The following is a 13,809-nucleotide window of genomic DNA, read 5'->3' on the forward strand; positions in this document are numbered from 1 at the left end:
TGCAGCTGATTGGAAAAACCAAATTTACTATAAACTAAATGGCACAATACGAATTATTATTACCCAAAATGGGCGAAAGTGTTGCGGAAGCAACTGTTATCAAATGGTTGAAACAACCAGGTGATATGATCAGTTTGGATGATACCCTTTTAGAAATAGCCACCGATAAGGTAGATTCAGAAGTACCCTCTCCGGTAGCGGGTAAACTGATAAAACAATTGTATCAGGAAGACGACGTCGTGCAGGTAGGTGCAGTTATCGCGTATATAGAAACCGATGGTGAAAATGCAGAGGAAATAAAGAGTGTAGATGAGTCAGTTGAAGACGACATCGAAGAAAATATTCTGACTGAAATTCCAGGCACTACGCAATTAGAAGTTAAACCGGATACAGAAGAGCAGGTAAAGTCTGATTCCGATCGTTTCTATTCTCCTTTAGTCAGGAGTATCGCCAGCCAGGAAAATATAAGCACAGCAGAGCTGGAAAACATTAATGGCAGCGGTGCAGATGGCCGCCTGACAAAAGATGACTTGTTAAGTTATATTCAGCAGAGCCGCCCTGCGGCAGCGGTAGTTAAGGAAGCTGCTGCTGAAAATAAACAAGCAGGCACGCCAAACTCAAAGGAAGCGCCGGTTAGTGCTGCTCCGGTAATATCTAATCCTGCAGGTGTAAGTGTCTCAGGTGCCGATGAGATCATAGAGATGGATCGTATGGGTAAGCTCATTTCAGACCATATGGTAATGAGTAAGCAAACCTCAGCTCATGTGACGTCATTTGTGGAAGCAGATGTAACCAATATGGTTCTATGGCGTGATAAGGTTAAAAAGAATTTTGAGAAGAGAGAAAACGAAAAAATAACGTTTACACCAATTTTTATTGAGGCGGTTACTAAGGCGATCAAAGATTTTCCGATGATCAATGTATCTGTAAATGGTACCAAAATCATCAAAAAAAGAGATATCAATATTGGGATGGCAGCAGCACTACCTAGTGGCAATCTGATTGTACCTGTAATTAAAAATGCAGACCAGCTGAATCTTGTAGGGTTGACCAAATCTGTTAACGACCTTGCAGTTCGCGCAAGAGCATCTAAGCTTAAACCGGATGAAACTCAAAACGGTACGTTTACTTTAACTAACGTCGGGTCGTTTGGTAATGTGATGGGGACACCTATTATCAATCAGCCACAAGTGGCTATACTTGCAGTAGGGGCAATTAAGAAAAAACCTGCAGTTTTAGAAACTGAATACGGAGATGTTATTGCAATCAGACACATGATGTATCTTTCGCTATCCTACGATCATAGGGTTGTTAATGGAGCTCTTGGTGGTACTTTTGTACGCCGGGTGGCGGACTATCTCGAGAACTGGGATATTAATCGCGAAATCTAATAAAAAACAAAGCAGGCCGGTTAACCCGGCCTGCTTGTATCAAAACACACAAAATATTAGTTATAACTAACTTCTTCTCCGGCAATTACCTCGATCTGCTGATCCGTATAAGTATACCTGCCGGTATGAGCAATAAATACATCTTTTTGTTGTAACAGATCCCGGTTGGCAAGCAGTGACTTTAAGCTCACGCTTCCAATTACGTATTTATAGTCATTTCTGACAAAACGTTCCAGAATATTTTCAATTTTCAGCTTCTCTACGGTGTACTCATGGGTATAGCGCAGGTAAACCTCAATATTCACCTGATCGGTATGGATCAGGCCGTTATGCTGGTGGAATTTTTTGTATTCATACTTGTATCCATATCTTAATGCTGCTATGTCTGACAACACTGCCGCACCGGTAGGGTGACCGCCAGCTCCCTTCCCGAAGAAAAATTGCTTGTCGGCGAAAGCTGCCTGAACAGTTACTCCGTTATATTCATTTTCCACGTTGTAAAGGAAATCATCAGACTTAACAAATTTGGGAAGTACGTAGGTAATCACCTGCTTAGTGCTGATCTTTCTTGCAGTCGGAACCAACTTTATTTTAAAGTTCTTTTCCCTTGCATACTGAATATCCTGCTCCGATAAATTCTGGATACCAATGTTCAATATTTTATCCGGGTCAATAAACAGACCGTATGCATGCGCAGTTGCAATAGCAAGTTTAAATTTAGGATCGTATCCGCCAACGTCCATAATTGGATCGGTTTCGGCGAATCCTAAATCCTGAGCTTGTTTTAATGCAACATCATAGGGCATATTCTCATTGAATATTTTGGAGAGAATATAGTTGGATGATCCATTAAAAATTCCGCTTATTCCGTGCAGGAGTTCGTTATCATAATATTCCTCCAGATTACGAATGATAGGAATACTTCCGCAAACTGCGCCTTCATAAAGTAGTGAGGTTCCGTGTAATTCCTGTAATTTAACCAGTTCTTCCAAATGGTTAGCAATCATTTTTTTGTTCGCCGACACTACATGTTTACCAGTGCTCAGTGCCTTTTTAACAATCTTGAAAGCAGCATCTGCATCATCAATTAATTCGACGATGGTATTGATATCCGGATTATCCAGTATTTCATCATGATCGGTCGTAAAAAGACTACTATCCAGTGATCTCTTCTTATTTGGGTTCTTTATAGCGATTTTAATAATTTCCAGGTTCAGGTCTTGTCCACGGATAATATCATGTAATCCCTGGCCAACGACACCAAATCCAAAAATTCCTATTTTTAGTTTCGTGCTCATCTATGCTGTTTTATGAAGTTTAACAATTTTATTTTTTGCATTTTCCTTTAGGAAATTGCCTATGATATTAGTTAGTTCGTCGGTTTCAATCAGAAAGCCATCATGGCCATAAGCAGATAGAAGTTTCTGGAATTTGGCATGAGGGATATGGTTTGCGAGATACTCCTGTTCACAAAGTGGAAACAACAAATCATTAGGTATTCCAATTACCAGGGTATCGGCTTTAATTTGCTGCAGTGCTTCTGCAACGCTTTTTCTGCCCCGGCCAACATTATGACTGTCCATAGCCTTGGTCAGATACCAGTAGCTGTAAGCATTGAAACGTTTACACAGCTTCTCACCCTGATAATTCTGATAAGATGATGCCCGAAAGCCGTCCGTCTTCTCGTTTACACTCTCCACCTGTGTCGCAACATAAGCGTCGTAAGTACGATAGGAAAGTAAGGCAATGCTTCTGGCTGCTTTAAGACCTTTTAAACCGCCATTAGGGCTCTGGGCAAAAAATGTGCGGTCTGTAGTGATCGCCAGGCGCTGACTTTCATTGAAAGCTATTCCCCATGGGGAATGGAAAGCATTCGTCGCAATAAGTATCAGGTTTTCAGTAAAATCAGGATTGCTTACTGCCCATTCCATTGCCTGCTGCCCACCGAGTGAACCACCAATTAATACCTTAAGTTTACGGATGCCAAGGTCATCGGCGAGCAACTGGTGCGCTTTAACGATGTCTCTTATACCAAATTCCGGGAAGGAAAGGTAATAGGGCAGACCAGTAACCGGATTTGTACTCAGCGGATTGGTAGTCCCATAATGCGAACCCAATACATTTGCACAGATAATAAAATGTTCTTCCGGATTAAATAATGAGTTTTCGCCGAAAAGACCTTTCCACCAGTCCAGAACATCTGCATTTGCGGTTAGTGCATGACAAGCCCATATTACATTTGATTTATCGGCATTTAATTTACCATATGTATGATAGGCAATCTGTAAACCACGGACCTTTTTTCCGTTCTCGAGTTTAAAAAGCTTATGGTAATTGAAAATATGGTTAGATGACATATAGGCTTGTTCTTGCAATGGATTACTATAATTTTATTTTTTCGAAAGCTTGTTCAAAGTCTGCTTTGATATCGTCGATATGTTCAATTCCGACAGACACACGCAGTAATTGTGGAGTGATCCCGGCAGCCAGTTGCTCCTCATCATTAAGTTGCTGATGTGTAGTGGCAGACGGTTGGATAATTAATGTTTTTGCATCACCCACATTTGCCAGATGGCTAACTAATTCTAAAGAGTTTACGAAGTTAATCGTCTGGTCTTTATCGCCTTCCAGTTCGAAAGATAATACAGCACCGAACCCGTTTTTAAGGTATTTCTTAGCATTGAGGTGATATGGGCTGCTTTCCAGTCCGGGATAATATACTTTTTTGACCGCTTCGTGGTTTTCCAGCCAGTTAGCCAAGGCCAACGCATTATCTACATGTCTTTGAACACGAAGTGAAAGTGTTTCCAATCCTTGAATCAAAAGAAAAGAGTTAAAAGGAGATTGTGACGGACCAAAGTCTCTTAAGCCTTCAACCCTCGCCCGGATAATAAACTGAATATTTCCCAGTTCACTATTCACACCGAATACGTCACTGAAAACTAGTCCGTGATATCCTGGAGAAGGCTTACTGAATTGTTCGAACTTTCCATTTCCCCAGTTGTAATTACCGCCATCAACGATCACTCCGCCAACACTTGTACCGTGTCCGCCGATCCATTTAGTAGCGGATTGTACGACGATATGAGCACCATGTTCTAAAGGTTTAAACAAATAACCTGCAGCACCAAAAGTATTGTCGACGACTAATGGGATGTCGTATTTTTGCGCCAGTAATGCTAATTTTTCAAAATCAGGTATACTGAAGGAAGGGTTCCCAATACTTTCCAGGTAAATTCCTTTTGTATTATTATCTATTTGAGCTTCAAAATCCTCAACCTGATCAGTGGCTGCAAATTTTGCATTGATACCCAGTCTTTTAAAGGCGACTTTAAATTGATTGTAGGTCCCACCATATAAATGAGGCGAAGAGACGAAATTGTCACCAGCCTGCAGAAAATTACTCAATGCAATAAATTGAGCTGCCTGACCTGAAGAGACTGCCAATGCGGCAACTCCACCTTCCAATGCGGCAATTCTTTTTTCAAATACATCCGTTGTCGGATTCATCAGTCTGGTATATATATTACCGAATTCTTTTAGCGCAAATAGATTTGCACCATGCTCGGCACTTTTAAAACCATAAGAAGTAGTTTGGTAGATAGGGACTGCTCTTGACCCTGTCGTTGGATCGATTTCTTGTCCTGCGTGGATCTGTAAGGTTTCAAATTTATAGTTGGCTGACATATATTTGGGTTTTTAAGGTTGTAAAATGAAGTGTAGGGTGATTTATACAGCAAAGCATGCTTATCAGAACCTCGTTCAGAGGCTTTCCGGGAAAAATGGTCGGAATTAGTTTTTATTATTCAGCGCAACAACACATATAATTGTGTACGTAAGCAAGCTTAATAATATTTAAAGAAGTTTTGCGCATTCGCGCTAGAGGCATTGTAATTTTCATTTGTCTAAATTTATCTTTCCAATCAGCAATATGCTGTCTGGTCAGGAATTGGCACCTTCTCCATTTGGGAGGGTTGCCAGTGGGTCTAGGAGCCTGTCTCTCGCCACTTCTTTATAAATCAAACCTGTGCAGGCTGACTTGAAAAGCTCTCGCTTTATGGTTACAAATGTAGTGTTCTGTGATTAATATCCAAAATTAAATTTTGAATTACTCACAAAACACTCATTTGCAATAGTTTATTGTTGAGTTTTAAACTCATTTTTAGCGTAAAGCCTGCTCGAAATCGGCAATCAGATCGTTTACATCTTCAAGTCCAATAGATATCCGAATTAAATTCTGTGGCGTTTTTGTGTCAGGACCCTCTACTGAGGCCCGATGCTCAATTAAACTTTCTACACCGCCAAGACTGGTAGCTTGAGCGAACAGATGAACTTTATTAACTACTTTTTTAGCATTTTCTCCATCGCCCTTAACCAACACAGACAGCATTCCGGAAAAGCCTGTCATTTGTTTAACAGCGACTTCATATTGTGGGTGTGAAGGTAAACCAGGGTAATACACTTTTTCAATTAACGGGTGCGCTTCCAGATACTGAGCAAAAAGTAATGCGTTTTCAGCATGACCTTTCATCCGGTAATGAAGAGTTTTTAAACTTCTCAGTAACAGAAAGCAGTCGAAAGGGGAAGGAACTGCACCGCCAATCTGCTGAATATTCCTGATCTTGTCCCAATAAGCAGAAGGACCAGCTGTAATCAGGACACCGCCGAGTACATCACTGTGGCCGCCTATATATTTGGTAGTAGAATGCATTACCAGATCTGCTCCCTGCAAAATTGGATTTTGGAAACATGGAGAGGCGAAAGTGTTATCACAGGCCAGAATCAGTTGATGCGACTTTGCGATCTTAGAAATGGCCGTGAGATCAGTGATTTTAAGGAGTGGATTAGAGGGTGTTTCTGTCCAGATCATCACCGTATTTGATTTGATCGCTGGGGAGACGAGTTCAGGCTTAGTCAGATCTATAAAATCAATCTCCAGGATCCCTTCGAAAATAGACAGCAGTTGTTTTTTAAAACCCCAGTACATATCGTCGGGGGCAATAATATGGCTTCCCGGCGCTAGAGCCTGGAACGCTGCCATTCCAGCGGTATTACCTGATGAAAATGCACAGGATTCTGTTCCTTTCTCCAGTTTTGCCAATATTGTCTCTAAAGCAGTACGGTTCGGATTGCTGACACGGCTATACATGTGTCCGCCCGGGTATCCGCCGTTTTCGTCTCTGTAAAAAGTTGTAGATAAACTAATTGCAGGAGTCACATCTCCGGTTGCACTTGGTGTTATATTTCCTCCGTGGATGGCTGTAGTTTTGTTATGCATAGAATTTCTGTTAAATAGGGTTTTTGGCAGGGTTTGTGTAAGTTGACTTTCAAAAACACAAGTATATGAAAAGAATATTAGTAATAGCAGCCATTTTATGCAGTTCATTGATGGTTTTACAGAGTTGTTCATCCACAAAAAATGCTTCCGCAGGTGCTAGCCTGAAAAGAGGAAATGTGACTGGAAACTGGGTATTAAATGATATTACGTTTGAGGGAGTACCGGCAGCGAATGTGAAATCACTGTTTAATGAAGCATCTTATAAATGTTTTATAGGTAGTACCTGGAGATTGACAAACAGTGGAAATGGTTCTTATATGCTGCCTGGAACTACTGATTGCCCGAGCAGAACTCAGGACATTTTCTGGTCTGTGAGTACTGCTGACGAGACTTTCCAGTTTAAAAAACTGAATGAAGGTGATAAAGCGAAAAATGTAACAGAAGGTTACAGACTTATCCTTTCACACGCCGACGACAATAACCTGACTTTGAAGTCACCTGTTGAATACGGTAGTTCTTCTGCATATATTGTTTTGAACTACACTAAAGCAGCGAAATAACACGCTATAAACGCAATTTTCAAAGGCTGATCATCACATCATGATCGGCCTTTTTCATGTCCTGATTTTTCGAAAGCGTTGTTATGGTATAGCTATGACACAAAACTGACAGCCAAAACAGCCTCTGGAACCATCTTCTGATGTTTTTATCTTACTTTTGACTTTATAATTGATAATAAATGGACACGACACAAAAACTCGCTTTCCTGATTTCCGATAAAGATCTGTCTCCAGAACTATTGGCCATCGCAGAGAAAGTAGAGCGCGAAGAGAGAATTTCCTTTGATGACGGAGTATATCTTTATAAGTATGCGGAACTAGGTTATTTGGGTGTACTGGCTAATTATATCAGAGAGAAAAGACATGGTAACCGTACTTTCTTTAACCGTAATTTTCATATAGAACCGACGAATGTTTGTGTATACAGTTGTAACTTCTGTTCCTATTCACGTTTAATTAAGAACAAAGAAGAAGGCTGGGAAATGAGTGTCGACGCCATGATCGACGCGTTGAAAAAATATGATAATGAACCTGTAACTGAAGTACACATTACCGGTGGCGTCGTTCCAAAGCAGAACCTCGACTTTTATGCCGAATTTTTCCGCAGGTCTAAGGCACACCGTCCCGACCTTCACATTAAGGCATTAACTCCCGTGGAGTATTATTATATCTTTAAAAAAGCGAAACTCAGCCACTATGATGGTATGAAGTATATGCAGGATGCCGGACTGGACTCTATGCCGGGTGGTGGTGCAGAAATCTTCCATCCCGAGGTGCGAGAGAAGATTGCAAACGATAAATGTAACGCAGAGCAGTGGCTGGATATCCATGAACAAGCTCACAAGATTGGAATGCGTACAAATGCGACGATGCTTTATGGCCATATAGAAGAGTACTGGCACAGAGTAGATCATATGGAGCGTTTGAGACAACTACAGGATAAAACAGTTGGTTTTCAGGCATTTATTCCGTTGAAATTCCGTAATCAGAATAATCAGATGGATCATGTGCCCGAGGTTTCAGTTATAGAAGACCTTCGTAACTACGCAATTGCGAGGATTTATATGGATAATTTTGATCACATTAAGGCCTATTGGGCGATGATTAGTAGAGAAACAGCTCAATTATCTCTAAATTTTGGCGTTGATGACATTGATGGCACCTTGGATGATACGACTAAGATTTATTCGATGGCCGGGGCAGAAGAGCAGCATCCTGGTATGAGTACCAGAGAGCTTGTTAATCTCATTAAACAGGTTAAACGTGAACCGATTGAAAGGGATACGCTTTATAATGTTGTTACCGATTATACAAATGTGGAATTTGAGGAAGATGTTAAACCTCAGTTCTATAAACTTCCGGTAATTAATTCCTAGGATAAAAATTCAAAACATGAGTTTATAACCCCAAAAGGTTATAGCCATTATAAGCATATAACATTGAATAAGATACGTATTTCAGCTGTTTCCTATACTAATACTAAACCCTTCATTTACGGAATTGAACATTCCCCAATCTTACAAGAGATTGACCTGAGCCTTGATATTCCAACTGATTGTGCTGCTAAAGTAATTGATGGTACCGTAGATATCGGACTGATCCCTGTAGCGGCGATTCCATTAATTGCCGATCCGCATATTATTTCAGATTATTGTATCGGCTCGGTTGGTGCAGTCAACTCTGTGTTTATTTTTAGTCATTTACCAGTAGAAGATATTCGTACTTTACGTTTGGATGCACATTCCAGAACTTCTAACAATTTATCCAGGGTACTGCTTAAATTTCATTTCAAAAAAGACGTATCCTTCACAACTGAACCAGATGCGGTTACTGATGCTATTGTACTGATCGGAGACCGCACATTCGGCCAGAAAGATAAGTATCCCTATGTTTATGATATGGGTGAAGAATGGATGACGTTTACCGGTCTTCCTTTTGTTTATGCTGCATGGGTCGCCAATAAAAAAATAGATGCTGAATTTATAGCTGCTTTCAATCGGGCTTTAAAAAAAGGCCTGGATTCGAGAAAGGAAGTAATAAAAGGCCTGCCTGAAGTTTCTGGTTTCGATATGGAAGATTATCTGATGCACAAACTTGACTTTGAGCTTACTGCCGCCAAGAGAGAGGCTCTGCAACTCTTCCTTAATTATATTGCTGCTTTATAATTCGTATCAGATTAGCTTGAAATTGCAAAAAAAAGCACAAAGCTAATCCCTAGATAGTATATTTACAGCTTTGTAATTTTATATAACATTTTGGCTAAAGATAAAACGAAAGAGACACCGTTAATGCAGCAGTATAATGCGATCAAAGCAAAATACCCGGGTGCATTATTATTGTTCAGAGTAGGAGATTTTTATGAGACATTCGGAGAAGATGCTATTAAAACCTCCCAGATTTTAGGGATTGTATTAACCAGGCGTGCAAATGGATCTGCAGCCTATATAGAGCTTGCCGGCTTCCCTCACCACTCCCTGGACAATTATCTTTCTAAGTTAGTCAGGGCTGGTCAGCGGGTTGCGATCTGCGATCAGCTGGAAGATCCAAAAACTACCAAAACTATCGTTAAGCGCGGCGTAACCGAATTGGTTACTCCCGGCGTCGCATATAGTGATAATATCCTTAGTCAAAAGTCTAATAATTACCTTGCAGCGATCTTCCTTGATAAAAATGCAATTGGGATTTCTTTCCTGGACATCTCTACAGGAGAGTTTCATGTTGCACAGGGAAATGCAGAATACATTGATAAACTATTACAGGGGTTTAAGCCGACTGAAGTTATCTTTCAGAAAAGTAAACGCCAGGAGTTTTTTGAGCTCTTCGGCGACAGATTCTACACGTATGCACTGGAAGACTGGGCTTTTACATCCGATTATGCCGATGAAGTATTAACTAAGCATTTCGAAGTTACCTCGCTGAAAGGTTTTGGTGTTGAAAAACTGCTTACAGGTTTAGTTGCCTCCGGTATTGTACTACATTACCTAAATGAGACTGAGCACAGAAATCTTAAACATATAACCTCTATTTCCCGGATAGAAGAAGACCGATATTTATGGCTGGACAGATTCACTATCAGAAATCTGGAGCTGGTTAGTTCGGCAAACGAAAATGCAGTGACATTATTTAATGTGCTGGATCAGACTTCGACTCCAATGGGTGCTAGAATGCTGCATAAGTGGATTGTTATGCCGCTTAAAGAATTGAAGCCTATTCAGGAACGTCTGGGGATGGTTGAATACCTGATTGAACAGGATACCTTGCTGGAAGACCTGCTTACTCCTGTAAAGCTGATAGGGGATCTGGAACGTTTAATTTCCAAGGTTGGCTTGCTCCGTTGCGGCCCCAGAGAACTTTGTCAATTAAAAAAGTCGTTATATCAGATTGAGCTTATCAAAGAAAAAGCGCTCGAAACCAATAACCCGTATCTGATGCAACTTGCTTCACAGCTCGATCCATGTCTGAGCATTCGCGAGAAGTTGGAAATTGAGCTGCAACAGGAACCACCCGCTCTTCTGGTGAAAGGTAATGTCATTGCAGATGGGGTGGATCAGGAATTAGACAGACTACGGGCAATTTCTACAGGGGGTAAAGATTTTCTTGTCGAAATCCAAAAGAGAGAAGCAGCTAGTACTGGCATACCTTCGCTGAAAATTTCGTTTAACAATGTCTTCGGCTATTATCTGGAAGTAACCCATACCCATAAGGATAAGGTTCCTTCTGACTGGACACGAAAACAAACCCTGGTTAATGCCGAAAGATATATTACGCCTGAGCTGAAGGAATACGAAGAACAAATTCTTGGTGCCGAAGATAAGATTCAGCAGATTGAAGTTAGATTATATGAAGCTTTAATGTTGCAGGTTGCAAGCTATATCAGACCAATACAGCAAAATGCAAACTTAATTGCGCAACTGGACGTCCTGTTATGTTTTGCGCAGCTAAGTTTACAAAATCACTATGTCAAGCCAATATTAGATAACTCCAGAGCGCTGGATATTAAAGGCGGAAGACATCCTGTTATCGAAAAAAGACTGAAAATAGGGGAGGAATATATTACCAACGACGTATTCCTTGATAATGATACCCAACAGATTATTATTATAACCGGGCCAAATATGTCTGGTAAATCTGCGATCCTTCGTCAGACAGGTCTTATCGTGCTCATGGCGCAGATGGGTTGTTTCGTCCCTGCAAAATCTGCTGCTATCGGTCTGGTAGATAAGATATTTACGCGCGTAGGTGCATCTGACAATTTATCAGCTGGAGAAAGTACATTCATGGTAGAGATGAATGAGACGGCGAGTATTCTAAATAATATTTCAGACAGGAGCCTGATTCTGCTGGATGAGATTGGCAGGGGAACGAGTACATACGACGGAATATCCATTGCCTGGGCTATTGCAGAATTTCTGCATACTCACCCCTCAGCAAGACCCAAAACACTCTTTGCAACCCATTATCATGAACTGAATGAACTGGCTGCAACGATGAACAGGATCAGAAACTACAATGTCTCCGTGAAAGAGATGGCCGGTAAAGTAATTTTTCTGCGCAAGCTGGTTCCGGGCGGTAGTGAACATAGTTTCGGTATTCATGTGGCAAAGCTTGCCGGTATGCCACCTAAACTACTAAACAGAGCTAACGAAATCCTTAAGAAACTGGAAATTGACAGAACTGAAGGACAAAGTATTAAAGATAGTTTCAAAAAAGTACAGAACCAGGCTTATCAGCTCCATATGTTTGCTGTGGATGATCCGGTTCTGGTACAAATCAGAGATATGTTGAATAATATGGATGTAAATGTTCTCACTCCGGTGGAAGCATTATTGAAATTGGATGAAATTCAAAGGTTGATCAAACAATAAAACTAAAACCAATGAAAAAAGTATACCTACGTTATTTTCTATTGGCGCTCACCTGGACGATAATTTTCACTTCCTGTTCGAGCAGGAGACACACGTCAAATGCTAATACTGGCAGCAGAGGTGCAAAAGCGGCTGATGCGATGGCTGCATTAGATAGTAAAAAACTGTATCGTTTTATTACTGACTGGACCGGGGTTCCATACCGGTTAGGCGGATTGAATAAGAAGGGGATCGATTGCTCTGGTTTTGCGCTACTTTTAAATCAGGAGATTTATGGACAAAAGTTACCCAGGCGCTCCCGCGATCAGGCAGATGTAATCAGGAAGAAAGACTTTTCCAGACTTCAGGAGGGAGATTTGATTTTCTTTTCTTTCGGCGGACGGGAAATAGATCATGTAGGCGTATACCTAAATAACGGATATTTCGTTCATGCTTCTACTTCAAAGGGTGTAATTGTAGATGACTTGAATTTACCAGCCTACCAACGGGTGCTCATTAAAGCGGGCAGTGTCAAAAACTAAGCGTAATCTAAAATGAAAAAGACTGTTGATAAAGACCCTTTCTGGACTAAATATAAAAAATTCGCAACAACTGAAATATTGATGTATCTTATCATGATAATTGGTATTGGCTTAGGCATAATATTTCTTAGCTAAGAACTTTTGTATCAATATTAGTATTATAAAAAATATACCAATGAAATTAAATTTAATCCGTCCTCTTGCTTTTTTTGATCTGGAAACAACCGGAATTAATGTGGGATCTGACCGCATCGTTGAAATTGCAATCTTAAAAGCTATGCCAGATGGAACTGAGCAGATCAAAACTCTCCGTGTCCATCCTGGTATGCCTATTCCGCTTCAATCATCTTTGATTCATGGTATATACGATGAACATATTGCAGATGCTCCGAAATTTGCAGAAGTTGCACAGGAACTTGCTGCGTTTATCGGTGATGCAGATCTTGCAGGTTATAATTCTAACCGTTTTGATATTCCGGTATTACTTGAAGAATTTTTGCGTGCAGGTGTTGATTTTGACATGGCAGACAGAAGATTTGTTGATGTACAGAATATCTTCCATCAAATGGAGCAAAGAACCCTTCGTGCGGCTTATAAATTTTATTGCGACAAGGATATTATTAATGCGCATTCGGCAGAGGCAGACATTACAGCTACCTATCACGTATTACTGGCTCAGCTGGAGCGATACGAGGGTGCAGATTTTGAGGATAAACAAGGTAAAATATCTCAGCCGGTTATAAATGATATTGATGCACTTCATGCATTTACCAACATGAATAAACCGGTAGATTTTGCTGGTCGTATGGTTTACAACGATCAGGGAGAAGAAGTGTTTAACTTCGGTAAGCATAAGAATAAGACGGTTGAAAATGTATTTGACATTGAGCCGAGTTATTACGCATGGATGAAACAAGGGGACTTTCCTTTGTACACAAAGAAGAAATTGGAAGAAATCTGGACGAGATGGAACAAAAAGAAAGATTTGAACCGCGTACCAAAAGCACCCGGCTCTACGGCACCGCCAGCTCATAACCAGAAACCATCAGGTAATCCGGTAAGAACTGCGCAACAGCAGCCAAGAAAAGAAAAACCAGCTGAGAATGTCACCTCAGATATGCTGGAACAGTTAAAAATGAAATTCGGTAAATAAGTTTTATCATCCCGCCCGCAGGTCCGTACCAATTATGGTGG

11 protein-coding genes and 1 riboswitch are annotated in these 13,809 nt (G+C 40.7%); of the genes, 7 read left to right on the forward strand and 4 right to left on the reverse strand.

What is annotated here, in order from left to right; all coding sequences use genetic code 11:
* The first annotated feature begins 38 nt into the window (after positions 1 to 38).
* Positions 39 to 1,391, forward strand: a complete 1,353-nt coding sequence (locus BLR53_RS02105) for a dihydrolipoamide acetyltransferase family protein (RefSeq protein WP_074586693.1) — start codon at positions 39 to 41, stop codon at positions 1,389 to 1,391.
* Between the two features lie 56 nt (positions 1,392 to 1,447).
* Here BLR53_RS02105 and BLR53_RS02110 read toward each other — a convergent pair whose 3' ends face one another.
* The 4 genes from BLR53_RS02110 to BLR53_RS02125 all read right to left on the reverse strand — a co-directional run bounded on the left by BLR53_RS02110 (position 1,448) and on the right by BLR53_RS02125 (position 6,669).
* Positions 1,448 to 2,689 carry a homoserine dehydrogenase gene (locus BLR53_RS02110; RefSeq protein WP_074586698.1) on the reverse strand — a complete coding sequence of 414 codons (1,242 nt, stop codon included), beginning with the start codon at positions 2,687 to 2,689 and terminating at the stop codon, positions 1,448 to 1,450.
* Positions 2,690 to 3,748 carry a homoserine O-acetyltransferase family protein gene (locus BLR53_RS02115; RefSeq protein ID WP_074586703.1) on the reverse strand — a complete coding sequence of 353 codons (1,059 nt, stop codon included), beginning with the start codon at positions 3,746 to 3,748 and terminating at the stop codon, positions 2,690 to 2,692.
* Positions 3,749 to 3,773: 25 nt separating this feature from the next.
* A complete protein-coding gene (locus BLR53_RS02120; RefSeq protein ID WP_074586708.1) occupies positions 3,774 to 5,078 on the reverse strand; it encodes an O-acetylhomoserine aminocarboxypropyltransferase/cysteine synthase family protein in 1,305 nt (434 codons plus the stop codon).
* 221 nt (positions 5,079 to 5,299) lie between these two features.
* A riboswitch (SAM riboswitch) is annotated at positions 5,300 to 5,412 on the reverse strand.
* Positions 5,413 to 5,553: 141 nt separating this feature from the next.
* Positions 5,554 to 6,669: a trans-sulfuration enzyme family protein gene (locus tag BLR53_RS02125; protein WP_074586713.1), complete on the reverse strand. Its 1,116-nt coding sequence runs from the start codon at positions 6,667 to 6,669 to the stop codon at positions 5,554 to 5,556.
* A 65-nt stretch (positions 6,670 to 6,734) separates the two neighbouring features.
* Between BLR53_RS02125 and BLR53_RS02130 the strand changes: the two genes are divergently transcribed.
* From BLR53_RS02130 to BLR53_RS02155, 6 genes are all read left to right on the forward strand, one after another.
* The gene (locus tag BLR53_RS02130; protein WP_074586718.1) at positions 6,735 to 7,229 is read left to right on the forward strand and encodes a lipocalin family protein; all 495 of its coding nucleotides are present in this window, start codon (positions 6,735 to 6,737) and stop codon (positions 7,227 to 7,229) included.
* A 179-nt stretch (positions 7,230 to 7,408) separates the two neighbouring features.
* Complete coding sequence (gene mqnE / locus BLR53_RS02135; protein ID WP_074586722.1) at positions 7,409 to 8,605, forward strand: aminofutalosine synthase MqnE; 1,197 nt, start codon at positions 7,409 to 7,411, stop codon at positions 8,603 to 8,605.
* A gap of 63 nt (positions 8,606 to 8,668) precedes the next feature.
* Positions 8,669 to 9,394 carry a menaquinone biosynthetic enzyme MqnA/MqnD family protein gene (locus BLR53_RS02140; RefSeq protein WP_037443935.1) on the forward strand — a complete coding sequence of 242 codons (726 nt, stop codon included), beginning with the start codon at positions 8,669 to 8,671 and terminating at the stop codon, positions 9,392 to 9,394.
* Between the two features lie 90 nt (positions 9,395 to 9,484).
* Positions 9,485 to 12,094, forward strand: coding sequence for a DNA mismatch repair protein MutS (gene mutS / locus BLR53_RS02145; protein ID WP_074586725.1), 2,610 nt, complete (start codon positions 9,485 to 9,487; stop codon positions 12,092 to 12,094).
* An 11-nt stretch (positions 12,095 to 12,105) separates the two neighbouring features.
* Positions 12,106 to 12,615, forward strand: coding sequence for a C40 family peptidase (locus tag BLR53_RS02150; RefSeq protein ID WP_037443931.1), 510 nt, complete (start codon positions 12,106 to 12,108; stop codon positions 12,613 to 12,615).
* A 175-nt stretch (positions 12,616 to 12,790) separates the two neighbouring features.
* Positions 12,791 to 13,768: a 3'-5' exonuclease gene (locus tag BLR53_RS02155; protein ID WP_074586727.1), complete on the forward strand. Its 978-nt coding sequence runs from the start codon at positions 12,791 to 12,793 to the stop codon at positions 13,766 to 13,768.
* Positions 13,769 to 13,809 lie beyond the last annotated feature (41 nt).

The sequence above is a fragment of the Pedobacter antarcticus genome (genome assembly GCF_900103515.1).
GTDB lineage: Bacteria > Bacteroidota > Bacteroidia > Sphingobacteriales > Sphingobacteriaceae > Pedobacter > Pedobacter antarcticus.